Annotated in this window: 20 protein-coding genes and 1 other annotated feature; of the genes, 2 read left to right on the forward strand and 18 right to left on the reverse strand. The window is 31.2% G+C overall.

The features are described from left to right. The 6 genes from tnpA to ANHYDRO_RS04935 form a co-directional block, all read right to left on the reverse strand. Window positions 1-312 (reverse strand): IS200/IS605 family transposase (gene tnpA / locus ANHYDRO_RS04910; RefSeq protein WP_004814252.1); only part of this gene is annotated, 312 nt, incomplete at its 3' end. A 175-nt stretch (window positions 313-487) separates the two neighbouring features. Then, window positions 488-763, reverse strand: a binding site (T-box leader). A 13-nt stretch (window positions 764-776) separates the two neighbouring features. After that, window positions 777-1,808: a prephenate dehydratase gene (locus tag ANHYDRO_RS04915; RefSeq protein ID WP_004814253.1), complete on the reverse strand. Its 1,032-nt coding sequence runs from the start codon at window positions 1,806-1,808 to the stop codon at window positions 777-779. Continuing rightward, complete coding sequence (gene aroC / locus ANHYDRO_RS04920) at window positions 1,801-2,877, reverse strand: chorismate synthase (protein WP_004814255.1); 1,077 nt, start codon at window positions 2,875-2,877, stop codon at window positions 1,801-1,803. The genes ANHYDRO_RS04915 and aroC overlap by 8 nt, the downstream gene beginning before the upstream one ends. Before the next feature lies 1 nt (window position 2,878). Further along, window positions 2,879-3,889: a 3-deoxy-7-phosphoheptulonate synthase gene (gene aroF, locus ANHYDRO_RS04925; RefSeq protein ID WP_004814258.1), complete on the reverse strand. Its 1,011-nt coding sequence runs from the start codon at window positions 3,887-3,889 to the stop codon at window positions 2,879-2,881. A 238-nt stretch (window positions 3,890-4,127) separates the two neighbouring features. Beyond that, window positions 4,128-5,783, reverse strand: coding sequence for a putative manganese-dependent inorganic diphosphatase (locus ANHYDRO_RS04930; protein WP_039914127.1), 1,656 nt, complete (start codon window positions 5,781-5,783; stop codon window positions 4,128-4,130). 7 nt (window positions 5,784-5,790) lie between these two features. Then, window positions 5,791-7,044 carry a hemolysin family protein gene (locus tag ANHYDRO_RS04935; protein ID WP_039914129.1) on the reverse strand — a complete coding sequence of 418 codons (1,254 nt, stop codon included), beginning with the start codon at window positions 7,042-7,044 and terminating at the stop codon, window positions 5,791-5,793. Window positions 7,045-7,147: 103 nt separating this feature from the next. Here ANHYDRO_RS04935 and ANHYDRO_RS04940 point away from each other — a divergent pair, with 103 nt between their 5' ends. Then, window positions 7,148-8,473: an NCS2 family permease gene (locus tag ANHYDRO_RS04940; protein ID WP_004814263.1), complete on the forward strand. Its 1,326-nt coding sequence runs from the start codon at window positions 7,148-7,150 to the stop codon at window positions 8,471-8,473. 42 nt (window positions 8,474-8,515) lie between these two features. On the opposite strand, the gene ANHYDRO_RS04945 is transcribed toward ANHYDRO_RS04940, so the two are convergent. Next, window positions 8,516-8,815, reverse strand: coding sequence for an MTH1187 family thiamine-binding protein (locus ANHYDRO_RS04945; RefSeq protein ID WP_004814266.1), 300 nt, complete (start codon window positions 8,813-8,815; stop codon window positions 8,516-8,518). 8 nt (window positions 8,816-8,823) lie between these two features. Further along, on the reverse strand, window positions 8,824-10,110 hold the full coding sequence (locus tag ANHYDRO_RS04950) for a M18 family aminopeptidase (protein WP_004814268.1): 1,287 nt from the start codon (window positions 10,108-10,110) through the stop codon (window positions 8,824-8,826). Between the two features lie 103 nt (window positions 10,111-10,213). Between ANHYDRO_RS04950 and ANHYDRO_RS04955 the strand changes: the two genes are divergently transcribed. After that, entirely contained in the window at window positions 10,214-10,786 is a 573-nt protein-coding gene (locus ANHYDRO_RS04955; protein WP_004814270.1) for a xanthine phosphoribosyltransferase, read from the forward strand. An 84-nt stretch (window positions 10,787-10,870) separates the two neighbouring features. On the opposite strand, the gene yihA is transcribed toward ANHYDRO_RS04955, so the two are convergent. The 10 genes from yihA to cdaA form a co-directional block, all read right to left on the reverse strand. Next, window positions 10,871-11,458 carry a ribosome biogenesis GTP-binding protein YihA/YsxC gene (gene yihA / locus ANHYDRO_RS04960; RefSeq protein ID WP_004814271.1) on the reverse strand — a complete coding sequence of 196 codons (588 nt, stop codon included), beginning with the start codon at window positions 11,456-11,458 and terminating at the stop codon, window positions 10,871-10,873. Next, window positions 11,455-13,785 (reverse strand): endopeptidase La, encoded by a 2,331-nt coding sequence (lon, locus tag ANHYDRO_RS04965; protein WP_004814273.1) that lies wholly within the window; start codon window positions 13,783-13,785, stop codon window positions 11,455-11,457. Before lon ends, yihA begins: the two co-directional genes overlap by 4 nt. 43 nt (window positions 13,786-13,828) lie before the next feature. Next, window positions 13,829-15,037, reverse strand: coding sequence for an ATP-dependent Clp protease ATP-binding subunit ClpX (gene clpX / locus ANHYDRO_RS04970; protein WP_004814275.1), 1,209 nt, complete (start codon window positions 15,035-15,037; stop codon window positions 13,829-13,831). 3 nt (window positions 15,038-15,040) lie between these two features. Continuing rightward, window positions 15,041-15,628, reverse strand: a complete 588-nt coding sequence (clpP, locus tag ANHYDRO_RS04975) for an ATP-dependent Clp endopeptidase proteolytic subunit ClpP (RefSeq protein ID WP_004814277.1) — start codon at window positions 15,626-15,628, stop codon at window positions 15,041-15,043. A gap of 34 nt (window positions 15,629-15,662) precedes the next feature. Beyond that, entirely contained in the window at window positions 15,663-16,205 is a 543-nt protein-coding gene (locus ANHYDRO_RS10640) for a trigger factor (protein ID WP_316244737.1), read from the reverse strand. Beyond that, window positions 16,145-16,990 carry a trigger factor gene (gene tig / locus ANHYDRO_RS10645; protein ID WP_004814282.1) on the reverse strand — a complete coding sequence of 282 codons (846 nt, stop codon included), beginning with the start codon at window positions 16,988-16,990 and terminating at the stop codon, window positions 16,145-16,147. Before tig ends, ANHYDRO_RS10640 begins: the two co-directional genes overlap by 61 nt. A gap of 53 nt (window positions 16,991-17,043) precedes the next feature. Then, a complete protein-coding gene (locus ANHYDRO_RS10650) occupies window positions 17,044-17,190 on the reverse strand; it encodes a hypothetical protein (protein ID WP_004814283.1) in 147 nt (48 codons plus the stop codon). A gap of 64 nt (window positions 17,191-17,254) precedes the next feature. Then, on the reverse strand, window positions 17,255-18,370 hold the full coding sequence (locus ANHYDRO_RS04990; protein ID WP_004814284.1) for a CCA tRNA nucleotidyltransferase: 1,116 nt from the start codon (window positions 18,368-18,370) through the stop codon (window positions 17,255-17,257). Continuing rightward, window positions 18,370-19,305 carry a CdaR family protein gene (locus ANHYDRO_RS04995; protein ID WP_039914160.1) on the reverse strand — a complete coding sequence of 312 codons (936 nt, stop codon included), beginning with the start codon at window positions 19,303-19,305 and terminating at the stop codon, window positions 18,370-18,372. The genes ANHYDRO_RS04990 and ANHYDRO_RS04995 overlap by 1 nt, the downstream gene beginning before the upstream one ends. Continuing rightward, on the reverse strand, window positions 19,289-20,113 hold the full coding sequence (gene cdaA, locus ANHYDRO_RS05000; RefSeq protein WP_004814286.1) for a diadenylate cyclase CdaA: 825 nt from the start codon (window positions 20,111-20,113) through the stop codon (window positions 19,289-19,291). Before cdaA ends, ANHYDRO_RS04995 begins: the two co-directional genes overlap by 17 nt. Between the last annotated feature and the right edge of the window lie 127 nt (window positions 20,114-20,240).

A 20,240-nucleotide genomic window follows, 5' to 3' on the forward strand; every position in this document is an offset into this window, starting at 1 on the left:
AAAGTGTCTGTTGCCATATTTATATTTTAGGTTTGCGTGTCTATCGAATATTATCAGTGAACTTTTTCCTTTTAAATATCCCATTATTTGTGATATTGAGTACTTTGGTGGTATTTCTACCAGCATATGGATATGATCTGGACATAACTCTGCTTCTATTATGTTTATCCCTTTTCTTGAGCATAATTCTCGAAGTATGCTGCCTATGTCTTTTCTTAATTGTCTATATATTTCTTGTCTTCTGTATTTTGGTGCAAATACTATATGGTATTTGTATCTCCAACTTGTATGTGATAAAGTATTTTTATCCATGATTACCTCCTTGTTTAATTGTGCATGTGACTATCACAATTATACATTAAGGAGGTTTTCTTGGTGCTTAAAGCTAAAGCTTAATACCTCCACCTGCATAGCAGGTGGTTTTTTGTTTCGCTTCTCTTTCGTTCGCTCAACTCACTTAAGTGGACAAAAAAAACCATCTGCTCCATGAAGGAGCAAATGGTTAAATTCGCGGTGCCATCCTTTTTATATAAAAATAAATATTTATGTAAAAATAAATAAAATATTACACATCTTAATTCTGATACTAATTTAAAATAATTTCATATCATATCCCTATAACGTGGGAAGACGGCCTAGACTACTATTTTTCACCCGAGCACTCTCAGATCCATTCGGTTTTAGATCTTTACTTGCTTCCACCACACACAAGCTCTCTATAAAAGATTTATAAAACTTACTTACCTCTGATCAAAGTTTTATTTTTATTTTCTAACTTATAAGTTGTTTTTATTATATATCGCTTTATTATCTTTGTCAAATGCCTTATTAAAGTCAATATAAGAGCCCATAAATTCAAAATCCTTAGCATTTTCCTTTAAAAAATCTAATAGAATTCTTATTTTTTTTTCCCTAATAGAGCCCTCAAAATCAAAATAAAAGATAAATTCAAAGTCAGATCCTGGAATTGGTGATGATTCTAGTTTTGTCATATTTACATCCAAAATTTTAAATTTTTCCACTATATCAAACAAGGACCCTGGCCTATCAAGAGCCTTTAATCTTACAGAAATTTGATCTGCCTTATCATAAATTTTTAAATCTTTTCCTACAATTATAAATCTGGTGTAATTATTTGAAACATTTTGTATGTTTTCATCTAGAATTTTAAGTCCATAAAGATTTGCACAAAATTTTGAACCAATAGCAGCAAGTTTTTTATCATTTTTTTCCTTGACATATTTTGCAGCAAGGGCCGTATTATAATATTCATTTTGGATAAATCCGTGCTCAAGTGTATACTTTCTACATTGACCCAAGGCTTGGGGATGGGAGTAAACTTCTTTTATATCAGAAATTTTTGAAAAAGAATTTCCTAGTAAATAATGCCTTATATCGAGCTTATAATTTCCTAAAATATAAAAATTTCTCTCAAGCATCAAATTATAAACTTCCTTAACAGATCCATAAGAAGAATTTTCCAAGGGAAGGATTCCAAATTGACAAAAATTTTCATCAATCGCATCTAAAATTTGGTCAAATCTCTTAAAATATTTTATATCTCCTTTTGGAAAAACAATATGGCCAACCTGGTCAGCATAAGAGCCCTTGGCTCCTCCAAGTGCAATTTTCCCAAAATTCGGAAAATTTTCACTTATAACTTTTTTCTCCAAATATTTAGAAAAATCTCCTGGATATTTTTTTAATAGGAAGTCCCTGTATTTTTCTTTTAAGATTAAATCTAGTTTTCTTAAATCCTCAACTTCTATATCTTCTTCTAATTCTTTTAACAAATAATCTTTATTCATATAAGTAATCCAATACTGTAAGGGCGAGTATTGCCTCTCCAATCGGCGGAGTTCTTAGGGCAAGGCAAGGATCGTGGCGGCCTTTTATCAAAAGGTCTTTTTCTTTTTTCTCCCTTATAGAAAATGATTTTTGATTTTTAGAAATTGATGGAGTTGGCTTAAAAATCAAATCAAAAACTACAGGCATGCCATTTGTAATTCCTCCTACAATACCTCCTGCATTATTGGTTCTAGTTTTTACCTTACCATTTTCAAGCTCGAATTGGTCGTTGTGGGCTGAACCTCTCATATTTATAGAATTTAGGCCCTCGCCAAAAGAAATTGCCCTAAGGGCAGGAATTCCAAAAGAAAGATAGGAAATTTTTGCCTCAAAAGAATCAAATAAGGGATCTCCCAAGCCTTGGGGAATATTTTCTCCAAAAACTTGGCAAATTCCACCAATAGAATCCCCCTCACTACTTATATCTTCCAATAATTTTCTAATTTCCTCTTCCTTTTTTTCATCCAAAACAGGAATTTCTTTTTGAGAAATTTTTTCCAGTTCATCCATAGGAGGATTTGCTAAATCAAGGTTTTTATCATAAATTCCACCAATATTTTTAATTCTTGATGCAATTTTTATATTTTTTTCTTCTAAAATTTGTTTTGCAATCCCTCCTGCCAGGCAAAATGGGGCAGTTAGCCTTCCAGAAAATGGACCTCCCCCATTCATATCCATATCTTTTCCGTATTTTATAAAACTTGTATAGTCAGCGTGAGATGGCCTTGGAATATCGTTTAAATTGTTATAATCCTTAGATTTAAAATTATTATTTTTTATAAGGGCTGTTATAGTCTTTGAAATTATTTTATTTTCTCTAAGACCCGAAATGAAAATTGCCCTGTCAGCCTCTTTTCTTTTTGTAGTAAATCTTGATTTTCCAGGAGCCCTTCTTTGCATAAAGTCATCAAGCTTTACCATATCAATTTCAAAACCTGGTTTTACATTATCAATTACCACCCCCATATATTCTTGGTGGCTTGATCCAAAAATAGTAACTTTTAAATTTTTTCCAAAGCTTTGACCCATTTTAGATTTCCTTTCTCAAGTCGTGGATTTTTTGGCTTGCCTTTAAAATTTTATCAAAATCATCTGGCACTACGCATTGGGCCCCATCAGAAAATGCTTTTGCAGGATTTTCATGAACTTCAATCATTAGTCCATCTGCCCCAACAGCTGCTGCAGAAAGGGATAAATCTTTTACATATCTTGAAATTCCTGCTGCGTGAGATGGATCGAGTATTACAGGAAGGTGAGTTTTTTCGTGTAAGAAAGGAACTGCTGTAACATCTAAAGTATTTCTTGTTGCTGTTTCAAAAGTTCTAATTCCTCTTTCGCAAAGTATAACTTTTGTATTTCCCCTACTCATAATATATTCTGCCGCCATCAATAATTCTTCATAGGTAGCAGAAAGTCCTCTTTTTAATAAAATTGGTTTATCAGTTTCACCAAGGGCTTTTAATAAATCAAAATTTTGCATATTTCTTGCCCCAACTTGTAAAATATCTATATCATCAAAATATTTTAATTGGTTAATTTCCATAATTTCTGAAACAAGGGCAAGGCCTGTCTCTTCTTTTGCCTTTACAAGGTAATCAATAGCTTTTTTTCCGTAACCTTGGAAAGAGTATGGGCTAGTTCTTGGTTTAAAAGCCCCTCCCCTTAAAATTGTAGCCCCAGATTTTTTAATTTTTTTGGCAATCGATACAACTTGGTCTTCGCTTTCAACAGAACATGGGCCTGCCATATAAACAAAAGATCCTCCCCCAATTTGTGTTCCATTATCAAGAGTGATTATTGTATCTTCTGGATGAAATTTTCTATTTGCTTTTTTGTAAGGTTCTTGGATTCTTATAACATCATCAACGATTTTTTTTGACTTCATATCTTCTTTTGAAACCTTGGAAGTATCTCCCAATAATCCCAAAATGGTTGTGTTTGATCCAACAGCCTTACTTACCTTAAGATCCATTTCTTCAATTTCTTTTATAAGATCTTGAATTTCATTTTCCTTTGCGCCATTTTTTAATTTAATAATCATAATTTTCTCCTATTCTTTTCTAAACAACAAAAAAGCTTCTTGGCTATTACCAAGAAGCTCGATTCTAAAAAAACTTAAAGTGTTTTAGGATTTTGCACATGATAAATAGCCTTACTTTTTGAAAAAGTAAAGTTAAAAAAGTAAAAGCTAATTTGTGCAAGACTTAAGTTTTTCATTTTTTTCTCCTAATGTTTTAAATTTTTTTATATTATAGCACAGAATTTTTCTATAGTAAAGTTTAATTATTATGTGAATTCATAATTGCTTCTGTTAATTTTGGTATAACTTGTTTTTTTCTTGATAAGACACCTGGTGCTGAAATTGTTCCATTTTTTACCTTATTTCCAAAAACATTTTCTATATCACTTAAATAATTTCCCACAACCAAAAGTTCAGATTTTTGGTTAAAAATATCTGTAAGTACAAGAACGAAGGTATTTTCTCCTTTAGAATTTATTTTTTCTCTCATTAAAGATGTTAATTTATCCTTTATTGGATCGAGCTCTTCTGGATTCATGGTCATAACTTGGCCAACCCTGATCTTGTCATCCCCAATTGTAAAGGCCTTTACATCCCCATCAATCAAATCTTCAGGAGACCTATTTTTTAAACTTGTTCCAGCCTTAAACATCTTTAGGGCAAATTCTTCTGGATTTATATCTGCAATTTTTGTAAGCCTATTTAAAACTCTCTTGTCAGTTTCTGTTGTTGTTGGTGACCTAAATAAAAGAGTATCAGAAATTATGGCAGCTGAAAGAAGGCCTGCTATTTCTTTTGTAGGTCTTATTCCTGATTCAAAAAACATTTTAGCAACAATTGTTGCAGTAGAACCTACAGGTTCTGCCCTAAAAAATAGGGGTTGGTTTGTAACAACATTGGCAACTCTGTGGTGGTCAATTATTTCAATAATATCTGCATAGTCAATATCATCAACAGATTGGTTTCTTTCGTTGTGGTCAACCAAAATTAATTTTTTCTTTTCATCAGAAATCAAATGGTATCTTGAAATAGCTCCTAAAACTTTTCCCCTAGCATCTATTATCGGATAAGACCTAAATCTTGTTTTTCCCATAACTTCACGAACAGTATCAACTGTATCTTCTGGTGAAAAATAAACCAAGTTTTCTGTACTCATTACATTTGCAATTGGCACTGCCATTGGCAAAAGCCTTGCTGTCATAAAGGTATCATACTCGGTAGAAATAATTGTAATATTATTTTCCTCTGCCTCTTTTATTAATTCTTCTTTCATGGTTGAACCATTGGTTAAAATTATTAAAGAAATATTTTTCTTTATCAAATATTCTTGGGCTTCAAGCCTATTTCCAGTAATTACAAGATCTCCATCCCCAACTAAGGAATTTTTTGGTGAATCTTTTTCATTCATGGCATAAACCATCATTTTTCCTGTAAAGGCCATTGGATTTTTAGGACTTACTATTAATTTTGCAGATAAGATATCTACAATATTTTCAATCGGTGTGTGGGTTCTTCCAATAATCCTATCATCCCAAACTTCCATATAGGAATGGGTCAAATTTGAAAGAGATGCAACCCCAATTAATTTTTCATCATCATCCACTACAAAAAGAGAATTTAATTTGTTTTCTTGGATAATTGACCAGGCATTTCTAATTGGCAAGGATTCATCAACGTTATAAGAATTATCATAGTCTATATCTTTTATTTGAAGTTTCATTGAATCCTTATGTAAAGGTGCCTTAACTCCAAAATAATCAAGAACAAATTGAGTTTCTTGGTTGACATGTCCAAGCCTAATTGGGATGGCATTTGTGTGACCTAGTCTGTTTTTTAAATTTGCATAAGCAAGGGCTGAGCAAATAGAGTCAGTATCTGGATTTTTGTGACCTGTAACATAAACTGTTTGTTTCATAATACCTCTAACTTTCACTATTAAATTTAACTCTAAGTAAATTTATCTTATATCTTTCAACTTTCTCACATATCAAGGTAACATCATCAACCTTAACAACATCTCCACTTTTTGGCAGGCGATTAAGATAGTCAATTACCAAACCTCCAATAGAATCATTTTTAACTTCTTGTAAATTTCTATTAAAATAATCATTGAAGTCGTTGATATGCATACTTGCATCAACTATAAATTCATTATCAGAAACCTTATAGACTTTTTCATCATCAGGGTCATATTCATCATAAATATCTCCCACAAGCTCCTCAATTATATCTTCAATTGAAACAAGTCCTTCTGTTCCCCCATACTCGTCTACAACAATGGCTAGAGAAACATTCATTTTTTTCATAGATTTAAAAAGATCAATAATATTCATATTCTCATAAGCATAAAAAGTTTGCCTAAGCATATCCTTTAATATTACTTCTCTTCCCTCAGCTACAAAAGTTACTATATCTTTCATATGTAATACACCAACAATATTATCTATACTTTCCCCATAAACTGGAATTCTTGAGTGCTTACATTCAATTAAAAATTCATCAAATTCTTTTTTGCTAGAATCAATTGCTATAGCTTCCATATTGGTTCTTGGAGTCATAATATCTGATGCAAAAGATCCACCAAAATCAAAAACATTATTAATAATTTCACTTTCTTCGTTATTAATAACTCCTTGTTCCTCACCAACATCAACTATAGTTTTCAAATCTTCTTCTGTTACTATATCACTATTAACAGAGCCTGCTGACATTTTCTTTGTAAGATATTTTGTAAATAAACCCAGTAAAAATACCAGGGGTTTTAAAAATAAAGAAATTATATAAATTGGCTTGGCAAATCTAAGCCCCATTTTTTCGCTATTAATTTGGGCTGCAAGTTTTGGAGTAATCTCTCCAAAAATTAATACAGTAATGGTTACAACAACAGTAGAAATAGCTGCTCCAGCTCCTCCAAAAATATCAGTAAAAAAAAGGGTTGCAATAGTTGTTGTAAGAATATTTACAATATTATTTCCAACAAGAATTGTAGTTATAGTATTTTGGCTATCTTCAACTAGTTTTCTAAGCAATTTTGCATTTTTAATTTCCTTTTCTTCAAGCTGCCTTAATTTAAATTTATTTATAGAAGTAATGGCAGTTTCTGATGATGAAAAAAATCCAGATAATAAAATGCCAAAAAACATTACAATTAACTCAATTATATTTTTTGTCGTCAAAACTTCCTCCTTGAATATATTATATGAGAAATTTATAAAAAAATAAAGTGATTAAATAAAGTATTTATGATATAATAAGCCCGAAAAAAACATAGGAGGAAATATGGAAAAAAATTCTAATCAATCTCTTGCCAACAAGATTTTCAGATTAAAAGATCACAAAACTGATGTTAAAACTGAAATCATGGCAGGAATCACAACCTTTATGACTATGTCATATATCTTAGCTGTAAATCCCCAAATTTTAGGAGATGCTGGTATGGATAAGGGGGCAGTTTTTACTGCAACAATTATTTCATCAATTATCGCAATTTTAATTATGGCTTTTTATGCCAACCTTCCATTTGCACTTGCTCCTGGAATGGGACTAAACGCATTTTTCACCTATACAGTTGTAATGACTATGGGAAAAAGTTGGGAATTTGCTCTTGCAGCTGTATTTATAGAAGGAATTGTTTTTATTATTTTATCAATATTTAATGTTCGTGAAGCAATTTTTAATGCTATACCAAGAAGTTTAAAAACAGCAGTATCTGTAGGAATTGGATTATTTATTGCTCTAATAGGTTTATTAAATTCTACAGTAATTGTAAAAAATGATGTAGGACTTGGACTTGGTAATTTAGTTAGCAAAGAAAGTTTTATATTTTTTATAGGACTTTTGATTATGGCAGTTTTAACTGCAAGAAAAACAAAGGGAGCTTTATTAATAGGTATTATAATTTCTACAATTATTGCAATCTTTACAGGAGTAAGCAAGCTTCCAGAAGGCGGAATTATTCAACTACCACCATCACTTAGCCCAATATTTTTAAAACTTGATTTTTCATCAATGCTTTCATTTGAAATGTTTTCTGTTGTATTTGCATTTTTATTTGTAGACTTATTTGATACTGTAGGAACACTTACAGGAGTTGCAACAAAAGCAAAAATGTTAGATGAAAATGGAGAATTGCCTAATGCTGGACGTGCACTTTTTGCAGATAGTATTGGTACAACTCTTGGAGCACTTTTGGGAACATCAACAGTAACTACATTTGTAGAAAGTGCAACTGGAGTTGCAGAAGGAGGAAGAACAGGATTAACTGCTTTATCAGCAGGATTTTGCTTTTTCTTATCAATATTTTTCTATCCACTTATTACAATAATTCCACCACAAGCAACTGCAGCAGCTCTTGTAATGGTAGGACTATTTATGATAGATTCAATTGTTGATATAAACTTTGGAGATTTTACAGAATCATTCCCTGCATTTATGACAATAATAATGATGCCATTTGCTTATTCAATTGCAGAAGGAATCGCATTTGGAATGATTTCATACGCAAGCGTAAAATTATTAACAGGAAAAGGAAAAGAAGTTTCACCACTTGTTTATGTACTTGCCTTAGTATTTTTACTAAGATATATATTCCCACTATTTGGATAAAAATAGGCACAAAAAATCCCATCATCAAGATGGGATTATTTTTTACATTTTTTCTTCTACAGATTTTATTTTTTGATCAAGACTTGCTTTCTTGTCACGTCTGTCATCTATTTTTATTACTGAGTATACTCTATCAGCTCCGTTTTTAAAAACTGATTCTTGGCAGGCTCTTATTGCTTCAAAGGCTCTGTCTATATCTCCGTGAATTACTGTTCCCATTGGATTTAATCTTACTTCCAAATCTTCATATTCTTTCAAAACTTTTTCGCATCCTGCTACATATTTTGAAACTGAAGTTTCTTTTGTTCCTATTGGTACTACTGTTAATTCTAAAACTGCCATAATTCCTCCTAATATTTATTATTGTAAAAATCTTCAAATATTTTTATAGCTTCTATATGATCTTTAACTCCCCCAAGCTCCCTTATTGAATGCATGGAAAGAATTGGTGTTCCTACATCAATTGATTTTATTCCAGATTTTGATGAAACTATTGGACCAATTGTAGATCCACCGACCTTATCAGATCTGTTGTGAAAAGTTTGAACTTTAGCCCCAACATTTTTTGCATGTCTTAAAAATCTTTTTCTAGTTTCTATATTTGTTGTGTAGGCTCCATTAGAAGCTACCTTTATTCCTATACCCATATTTATTCTTGTATTATTAGTAGAATCAAATAAATTACTATAATTTGGATGAATAGAATGAGAAAGATCTGCTGAAATTAAATACGAATTTGAAAGGGCAATAAAATAATCCTCCCTATCATATCCTAAATTCATTACAATTCTTTCCAAAACTTGGTCTAAAAATGGAGATTTGGCTCCAGCTCTTGTCCCTGATCCAATTTCTTCATTGTCATTTAATACGCATATATTAAATTTTTCATTTTTGCTATTTATTAAAGCAGTAAGAGATTGGTGGACGCTTGCAAGATTATCAAGCCTTCCAATATGGATAAATTCATCATCACTTCCCATGATAGATCCTTTTTGCCTATCAAAAAGTGCCAGGTCAAAATCTATTATATCTTTATAATCAATACCAATTTCTTTTGCCAATAATTTTTGCAAATAACCATCTTTTTTAAAATCATCTTCTATTGTTTTTATTATAGGAGAAAGCTCATCTTGCATATTGTATTTATAGCCTTGATTTAAGTCCCTATTTATATGAATTGCACAATTTGCAATTGTCAAAAGGTCCTTATCAATTTTTATAAGTTTTGATTTAAATTCACCACTATCTTCATAAACAAGCTTTCCTGCAAGGGATAGGTCCCTATCAAACCAAGAAGAAACAATCATTCCCCCATATCCTTCAATATTAAATTTCAAAAATCCGTTTGAAGTCATTTCTGGATTTGATTTTATTTTGAAAGTTGGAGAATCAGTATGAGATCCAATTATATCAAACCCCCTTCTTGGATCATCTCCCACACTAAAGGCAATAAGGGCCGTATCATCACGACTTACAAAATATTTTCCACACTTTTCAAGTTTCCATTTCTCATTTTCTTCTAATTTTTTAAAATCATTTTTTTCTAAAATTTCAATAGAATTTTTGACTGCAAAATAATTTATAGGACTATTGTCAATAAATTCTATTAAATCATTGATAATTTCTTTTGTATTCATATAATATATATTACCCTTAAAGGTTTTTTATAAAAGTGAATTTTGACTTTTAAGAGAAATTTGTCTTATAATAATAAAAAGAGCACGGAGGTAAATATTTATAATGAAGAAATTACAAGAAGTAATATTAAACCAAGGTACAGTCCTTGGTAAAGATATTTTAAAGGTGGATTCATTTCTAAACCATCAAATAAAACCAAAATTAATCAAGGAGATGGGCGAAGAATTTGCTGAACATTTTAAAGATAAAAATATAAATAAAATTCTAACAGTAGAATCATCAGGAATTGCCCCAGCAGTAATAACAGGCCTTGTACTTGATTGTGATGTAGTTTTTGCAAGAAAACAAAAATCTCTAACAACTGACGATAATACATATTCTTCAACTTGTTATTCTTACACAAAAGAAGAAATGAAAAGACTTATAGTAAGTAAGGACTTTTTAAATGAAGATGATAATGTCTTATTGATAGATGACTTTTTGGCAAATGGTCAAGCTGCCAAGGCTATGGTTGCAATTTGTAAGCAAGCAGGAGCAAAGGTTGCAGGAGTTGGTATAGTTATAGAAAAATCATACCAAGACGGAAGAAAACTTCTAGATGACATGGGATTAGATGTTTACTCTCTAGCAAGAATTTCCCACATGGATGGAAAAGATATAGAATTTATTGATTAATTTAAGATGGCTTTGGCCATCTTTTATTTTTTTATATATTTTCACAAAAAAAGATTTCACCTTATTTAGTGAAATCTTTTTATTTTATGAATTTATAATTACATCTACTTGTTCAAGTAGGACATTTTTATTGTGAGAGGTTGTTGATGAATAAGCAAATATCAAACCTTCATCGTCAATATTTAATGTCTTCATTATTTCTTTTATATGTTTTTTTAAGTGTGTTTTAGGTATTTTATCGTATTTGGTTGCTATAACAAATCCTGTAAATCCAGAATCTATTATCCACTCATACATTTCTTTATCTTGTTTAGTTGGGGCATGTCTTATATCAACTAAGAGAAAAACTTCCTTTAAATTTTCCCTCTTATATAAATATTCGTGGATCAAATTATTCCATTTTTCTTTTTCTTTTTTTGAAACTTTGGCATAGCCATAACCTGGAAGGTCCACTAGCCTAAATTTATCATTTATTTTGTAAAAATTTATGGTTTTAGTTTTTCCTGGTTTTGATGAAGTTTTGGCTAGATTTTTTTTACCCAAAAAAGAATTTATGAAGGAAGATTTTCCTACATTAGACCTTCCTGCAAAGGCAATTTCATCAAAATTATCATTTGGAAATTGGGAGGCAAATCCTGCAACTTGATCTAAATTTACTGTATTTATTTTCATATCAAGGCTTCCTTTAAAACTTGACCGACATTAGAAACTTTAATAAAATTAATTTTATCTCTTATTTCCTTGTCTATATCTTCAATGTCTCTTTCATTTTCTTTTGGAATAATTACATTTTTTATATCATAAGAATAGGCTGCTAGGGCTTTTTCTTTAAGTCCACCGATTGGTAAAACTTCTCCTGTAATTGTAACTTCTCCTGTCATGGCAAGGTCTGACCTTACTTTTTTTCCTGTAAGAGCTGATGCAATTGCAGTTGTCATAGTAATTCCTGCTGATGGGCCATCTTTTGGAGTTGCTCCTTCTGGGACGTGGACATGGATATCCTTATTTTTATAAAAATCTGGATCAATTTTTAAATCTTTTGAATTTTTTCTTAAATATGAAATTGCAGCTTGGGCTGATTCTTTCATTACATCTCCCAGACTTCCTGTAAATAAATTGGCCCCTTTTCCATCCATGGCATTTACTTCTATTGTTAAAATTGTTCCCCCAACTTGGGTCCAAGCAAGTCCGTTTGCAATTCCTACCTTATCTTCCTTAATTCTTTGGTCATCAAAAAATCTTTCCTTACCAAGATATTTTTCATAATTTCTCATGGTAACATTGACTTTTTTCTTTCCTTCAAGGATTTCTTTTACAGCACGTCTACATATTTTTGCTATATTTCTTTCAAGAGACCTTACTCCTGCCTCTCTTGTGTAAGATTTTATAATTTTTTCAATTACTGGATCTGAAATATTTAAATCTTCTTTTTCAAGACCGTTATTTTCCATCTCTTTTTTTATCAAATATCTTTTGGCAATTTCCTCTTTTTCTCTTTGGGTGTAGCCAGAAATTTGAATAATTTCAAGCCTGTCAAAAAGAGCTGGAGGGATATTTGAAATATCATTTGCTGTTGTTATGAAAAATACTTCTGATAAGTCAAATCCTATATCAAGGTAACGATCAATAAATTTATCATTTTGTTCTGGATCTAGGACTTCTAAGAGGGCTGATGAAGGATCTCCCCTAAAATCTGAGCCTAATTTATCAATTTCATCTAACAAGAATACTGGATTTTTTACCTTTATTCTTGATAAATTTGACATAATTCTACCAGCCATAGCTCCCACATAGGTTCTTCTATGACCCCTTATTTCTGATTCGTCAGTTACTCCACCAAGACGCATTGAAATAAATTTACGGTTTAAGGCACGGGCAATTGATTTGGCAATTGAAGTTTTACCAACTCCTGGAGGGCCAGCAAGGCAAATTACTGCTGCTTGGTTGTCGCCTTTTTTCTTTCTAACAGCAATTGATTCTAAAATTCTCTCCTTAACTTCCATAAGGCCATAATGGTCCTCATCCAAGACTTTTTTTGCATGGATAATATCAAGATTATCCTTTGATTTTTTGGACCAAGGAAGTCCCAAAACAAAATCAAGATAGGAAGTTATAACCCCATAGTCAGGGCTCATCTCAGGAATCATTTCAAGCCTATCAATACTTTTTAGTAAAGTTTCCTTATCTTCCTTGTTAATTTTTAATTTTTTGATTTTTTTCCTAAAAGAATCAGCCTCATTTAAATCTTTACCTGTAAGGTCGTTTAGCTCATCTTTTACAGCATTTAATTTTTCCCTTAGGTAGTATTCTTTTTGTCCCTTATTGATATTTTCTTGAACCTTGGCGTCAATTTTTTTGGATATATCCTTTAACTCAATTTCTTTTTGGATAAGCTTGTGAAGATTTAGCAATTTTTCTTCTATATCAAGCTCCTTTAATATAGAATAATTTTCCTTAGGACTTAAGGGAAGATAATAGGTTATAAGGTTTGCAAGTTTATCAATATTATCAATTTCAACCAATGAAAAGGCAATTTCTGGTGGAATTGTGTTGTCAATAGAAACATATGACCTAAAGTCTTCTATCAACATTTTTTTCAAAGCTTCAATATTATCATTACTTTCAAAATTTTCTTCATCAAAAATATATTCCTTTACATTAGCCTTAAAAAATCCATCTTCAATTTTTACATCCAAAACTTCCCCAAGACATTTCGCCTCAATCAAAACCCTGAGTTCTCCGTTTTGAAGGTTAAAGGTTTGTTTTATTTTTGCTACTGTTCCATAATCATAAATATCTTCTTTTTTTGGATTATCTTCTAAGATATCTTTTTGATTTACCAAAAAAATTTCAGATTCATTTAAAAGGGCATCTTCTACAGCCTTTTTGGAAACTGACCTTTGGCAATCAAAATGGACTACAGTATCAGGAAAAGCCCACAAGCCCCTTACAGGAACCATCGGGTATTCTTTTGTATCAGTTTTATAGATAAAGTTCATTTTATCTCCTTGTTATAAAAAGGGAGCCCTAAGTCTCCCTTTCTTATTTGTATATTAATTTTTTCTTATCTTCAATAGCGCCTTTTGATACAATAACTTCTTTTATGTGATCTTTTGAAGGAATTTCATACATTACATCTAAAAGTAGGTCTTCAAGAATTGTCCTAAGTCCTCTGGCACCTGTTTCTTGCTTGAAGGCTTTTTTGGCAATTTCTCTGACAGCTTCATCTTCAAAAGTTAATTTTACTCCATCAAGTTCAAACAGTTTTTGATATTGCTTTAATAGAGAATTTTTAGGCTCTTTTAAAATTTTTACAAGACTGTCTACATCCAAATCTTCAAGTGAAACAACTATTGGAACCCTTCCTATAAATTCTGGAATTAAACCATATTTCAAAAGATCTTCTGTTCTTACATCAGCTAAAGAAATTTCTTTATTTTCACTATCATCTGATCCAAAACCAATTGATTTTTTGTTGGTTCTTTGTTTTATAATATCTTTGATTCCATCAAAAGCCCCACCAACAATAAATAAGATATTAGTAGTGTCAACTTGTATATATTCTTGGCTTGGATGCTTTCTTCCACCTTGTGGAGGAACATTGGCAACTGTTCCTTCAATAAGTTTTAAAAGCGCTTGTTGGACTCCTTCTCCACTTACATCACGAGTTATAGAAGGATTTTCACTTTTTCTAGTTATTTTATCAATTTCATCTATATAGATTATTCCTGTTTGGGCAAGTTCTATATCATAATCTGCAGCTTGAACTAATTTCAAAATAATATTTTCAACATCTTCCCCAACATAACCTGCCTCAGTTAAACTTGTAGCATCTGCAATTGCAAATGGTACATTTAATTTTTTGGCTAGAGTTTGGGCAAGAAGAGTCTTACCAGATCCAGTTGGTCCTAGCATCAAAATATTTGATTTTTGAAGCTCAACCCCATCATCCTTATCATAATTTGAATTTATTCTTTTGTAATGGTTATAAACTGAAACTGATAGGGTCTTTTTTGCCATTTCTTGTTGGATAACATATTGGTCTAAATATTCTTTTATCTCTCTTGGTTTTGCAAGTTCTATATCCATATTTTTACTTTGACCAAAATTTTCTCTTTCAATTATTGATGAGCAAAGTTCAATACATTCATTACAAATAAAGGCATCAGGACCTGCAATTAACCTTTCAACTTCATCTGCACTTTTGCCACAAAAGGAACATCTATTTTCTTCAAATTCCATCTTACTCATATTTTACTCAATTACCTTATCTATTAGGCCATATTCTTTTGCTTCATAAGCATCCATTGAAAAATCTCTGTCAGTATCTTTTTGAATTTTTTCAATAGTTTGGCCAGTATTATCTGACAAAATTTTATTTAATCTTTTTTTGATTTTTAAAATTTGTTCAGCTTGGATTTGAATATCACTTGCTTGACCTTGGGCCCCACCTGATGGTTGGTGGATTAGGATATTTGAATTTGGAAGAGAAAATCTCTTTCCCTTTGCTCCAGATGAAAGTAGGACTGCTCCCATTGATGCAGCTTGACCTATACAAATTGTAGATACATCTGGTTTTATATAATTCATTGTGTCATAGATAGCAAGTCCTGCTGTAACTACTCCACCTGGTGAATTTATATAAAATTGAATATCCTTGTTTGGATCTTGGCTTTCCAAAAACAATAGTTGAGCAATAATTATATCACTTACCCCATCTTCAACAGGGCCTGTTAGAAAAATAATCCTGTCTTTTAATAATCTAGAGTAAATATCATAAGCACGCTCGCCTCTGTTTGTTTGCTCTATAACTGTAGGCACTAAAAAGTTTTTTGCGTTCATAAAATCTCCTTATCTTTTTTGGAGTTTATGATTACTAGTCTTCTTTTTCTTCTTCTTTAGTTTCTTCTTTTGCTGGAACTAATTTTACATTTTTTTCTAGAATTTCTACAGCCTTTCTTCTTTTGATGTTTTCAATAACTGTATCTCTAGAAACATTCTTTTCGAAGATTTCTTTGAATTTTTCGTAATCATCTACTCCGTATTGTTTAGCAGCATCTTTAATTTCTGCTTCAACTTCTTCATCACTTGCTTCAACATTTTCTTTTAAAGCAACTTCATCCATTACAAGATTTGCCTTTACCTTATCTTCAGCAACAGCTCTATATTGGTCTCTAATGGCAGCCATGTCCATTTTTGTCATTTCTATATATTGTTGTAAAGAAATTCCCATTTGACGTAATCTTTGGTCAAGATTTTGCATTTCAAGATCAATTTCTCTATTTACAAGAGCATCTGGTGCGCTTACTTCTGATTTTTCAACTAAAGCCTTGATAGCTTCATTTTGAATTTGAGTTTTTACAAATTTTTCCTTATCTTCTTTAAGTTTTTCTTTGTATCTTCTTTTAATTCTTCTAATGTTTCAAATTCAGAAATATCTTTTGCAAATTCATCGTCAATTTCTGGAAGTTCTTTTCTTGAAATTGAATTGATTTCTACTTCAAATTTTGCATCTTTTCCTTGGAATTCTTTTGCTTGGTAATCTTCTGGGAAGGTTACATTTACATCAAACTTATCTCCAACCTTGTGGCCTTCAACTTGTTTTTCAAAATCACCTACAAATGATTTTGAACCAAGAACTAAATCATAATTTTCAGCTTTTCCACCTTCAAATCTTTCCCCATCAAGGAAACCATCAAAGTCGATATTTACTGTATCTCCATCTTTAGCTTCTCCATCTTCTACTGGAATGATTCTTGCATTTTCTTCTTGTTGGTGTTTAAGTTCGTGTTCAACATCTTCATCTGTAACTTCTGATGGAATTTCTGTAACTTCAAGTTCAGAATAATCTCCAAGTGTTGGATGTGGTTTTGTTTCAACTTCTACCTTAAATACTACATCTTTTCCTTTTTCTATATCATCAAAATCAACTGATGGTTGATCGATTACTTCAAGATTTAATTCATCAATAGCCTTGTTATAAGGTTCTGGGAAAACTTCTTGGATTGCTTCGTCATAGAATACTTCTACTCCGTACATTTTTTCAATAATTCTTTTTGGAACTTTTCCCTTTCTAAATCCATCTACCCTATATTTAGACCTATTTTTTTTGTATACATTATCAACTGCTTTTTGGAAATCTTCAGCAGCTACTGTAAGGTCAAATTTTGCTATATTATTTTCATGTGATTTTAATTCTGTCATCTTTTTTTCCTCCTAAAACACTACATACTCATTATTTTAATATACTACTTGTCCTAATTTCTATCAAGATTAATATATTTATTTTTTATATATTTAATAATTTCACTTTTTTTATTTACTAGCTTTTCATCCATTACCAATCCATAAACTTCCTTTAATACCATACCAAGTTCTTTACCTTCTTCAAAGCCCAAATCCAATAAATCACGACCTGAAAAATCTACCTGGTCTTCTTTTCTTGGAAGATCAGAATTTAAAATTTCTTCAAGATATTTTTTTTGCTAGTAAAATATTTTCTGTATTATCATGGACTGTTGCCAAAACATCTGCCCTTTGTAAGTCAAAAAGATCATAAATATTTTCCTCTCCAACTTTTCTAAGAAGTTTTCTCACAGATTTTTTGGTGTAGGTATTGGTATTATCCATATGTCTTTGAACTAAAAGGGAAGTATCTTCTATAAACTTTTTGGGATATTTTAAAATTTTTAGCCTTTTTCTTATTATTTTTTCAGAAATTTCTTGGTGGCCAAAAAATCTCCCCTCACCATTTTCGTCTAGAAAAAATGTATCAATTTTTCCCGTATCATGAAAAAGGGCTCCCATCCTAGTTTTTAAATTACTAGGACAATTTTCTAAGACTTTCATAGTATGGTCAAACAAGTCAAGATTATGGTGGGATGAATGTTGGTCAAATCCTACCATCTTTTTTACTTCTGGAAAAATATAAGCCAAAAGATTTAATTCATCCAAAAGTCTAATCCCCCTTGAGGGATTTTTTGCAAGTAAAATTTTATCAACTTCATCCCTGATTCTTTCTTTTGAAATTTCATCAATATGACCTGCCATATTTTTAATGGCATCTTTAAGATTATCTTCTATAGAAAAATCTAAAACAGTGGCAAATCTTACAGCCCTAAGGGCCCTTAGGTAGTCTTCTTCTATCCTTTCGTAAGGATTTCCAACTGCCCTTATTATTTTTCTTTCTAGGTCTTTTTTCCCACCAAATAAGTCTATAAAATCACCCTTTCTTTGGGCCATAGCATTTATGGTAAAATCTCTTCTTTTCAAATCTTCTTCTATTGTATTAGAAAAGGAAATTTGATCTGGATGTCTTTTATCCTTATAAGATGACTCTGCTCTAAAACTTGTAATCTCATATTCTTTTGACTTATAAATCACCTTGATAGTTCCAAATTTTTTCCCTATATCTATTAATTTCAAATCAGAAAAAATTCTCATTATATCATTAGGCCTTGCCCTTGTTGTAAGGTCTATATCGTGGATTTCTTTTCCAAGAAGCCTATCCCTTACAGCTCCACCGACAAGATAAGTTTCAAATCCTTCTTCTTCTAGCCTATCTATTAAATACTTATAAGACATTAATTTTTCTTTCCAATTTTTAAATGGACATTTACAAAATTATCCCCATCATTGAGGCTAACCCCATCTGGAACATCAAGTTCAACTTTTTTATCAAATTCACCTTCCCTTATAGTAGATAGGTCAATCTTTTTGGTTTTAATCTTATCAATCTTATCCAAAATATTTTTCTCACCCTTAATTACAACCCTGTTAGGAGAGATTTCACTTTCCAAAATTTCTGCATTTTTAGAATACTTATCATCATAAGAAAGGTCAATTCCTACTTCCTTACTTTGTAAAACATCAAAAGCTATTGATACGTCATTTTGAGAAAGGTCTACATTTTCTACAGTTTTTCCATTTTTATCAACAGGTCTTATAGATATATCATGAATATTTCCATCAAGATATTCTTCCTTGTCAACATTCAAAATTAGCCTATCAACCTTATCAATATTATTTCTAAGGCCAGATACTGTGATCTTGCTTGCAGATTGGTTACTTACATTAATAATCTTTGATTCTTTTAGCCTATCAGAAACCTTAATTTCAACGGCTAATTCTTTTTTAACGATCTTTTCAATCTTAAAATTAACATTTGATGGGCTTGTACTTTCAACCCTAATTCCAGAAGGACCATCTACCTTTATATTTAAAGTTTTGATTCCCTCACTTGGTGTTCCCAAATCAACACTTGCCACCAAATCATCAGCAGAAAGGGAAGCAAGGTCAGACCTTGATCCTTCAACTTTTACATTAACGCTAGAAACTTCATCTTTTCCAACCAAGGCGAAGCCCTCTTTTTGCATTAACTCTTGGTTTTTTATTGTCAAAGGAACATTTCTAACAGTTTTTGAAAGGGAAGGATTGGTTGATGTCATAACAAAAGCCCACATAATAATGGCCACAAGTATAGATAGGGCCATCAATTTCCTATCATTTTTCTTGTTCATCATCATCCCTCTTTCTTAAATTTAACTTATTTTCATCTTCTTTCAATTCCTTAACTAGCCTTGCCTTTAAGGATTGTTCATCAAAATACCTATTGATAAGTCCATTACTTACAAGAGAAATTGTTCCTGTCTCCTCACTTACAACAACAACAAGACAGTCACTTTTCTCAGAAATTCCAATAGCTGCCCTGTGGCGGGTACCAAGTTCTTTAGACAAGGTATTATTAGTGGTTAAAGGCAAATAACAAGCAGCAGCCTCTATCAAATCATTTCTAATAATAACAGCCCCATCATGAAGGGGGGTATTTGGAATAAAAATATTAATCAAAAGCTCGCTTGAAATTTCTGACCTTAAACTTGTACCACTTTCAATAATATCATTAAGGCCAACCTCTCTTTCAATAACAACCAAGGCCCCAATCTTTTGCCTTGATAAAGAACTCATAGCTGAAACAATTTCATCAATAGATCTCTCATTTTTATTATAAGAATCACTTATAAAAAAACTTCTCCCCCTACCAATTCTTTCAAGGGCAGATCTTAATTCTGGTTGAAAAACCACAATAATAAATACCAAAGAAACAGTAAAAAATTGATTCATAAGCCATGAAACAGTATTCAAATTAAAAATATCTGCAATAGATGCAAAAAATAAAACAAAAATAAATCCTTTCATAACTTGCTCAGCCCTAGTATTTCTTAGAAGCTTCAATAATTTATAAGCAATAAAAGCAATAAGAGCAATATCAATAATATCAGTAATCCTAATTAATGATAAATACGCAATAAAATTATCTAAATAAGACATCACTACCTCCTAATTCTCTACATATATTATATACTTTATTAAAGTTTTTTGTATAAAAAAAGAAGAATTTACACAAAAAAACTGACCCCAAATTTGAAATCAATCAAATTAAGAGTCAGTAAAAATT

The organism is Anaerococcus hydrogenalis DSM 7454 (genome assembly GCF_000173355.1).
Taxonomy (GTDB): Bacteria; Bacillota; Clostridia; order Tissierellales; family Peptoniphilaceae; genus Anaerococcus; species Anaerococcus hydrogenalis.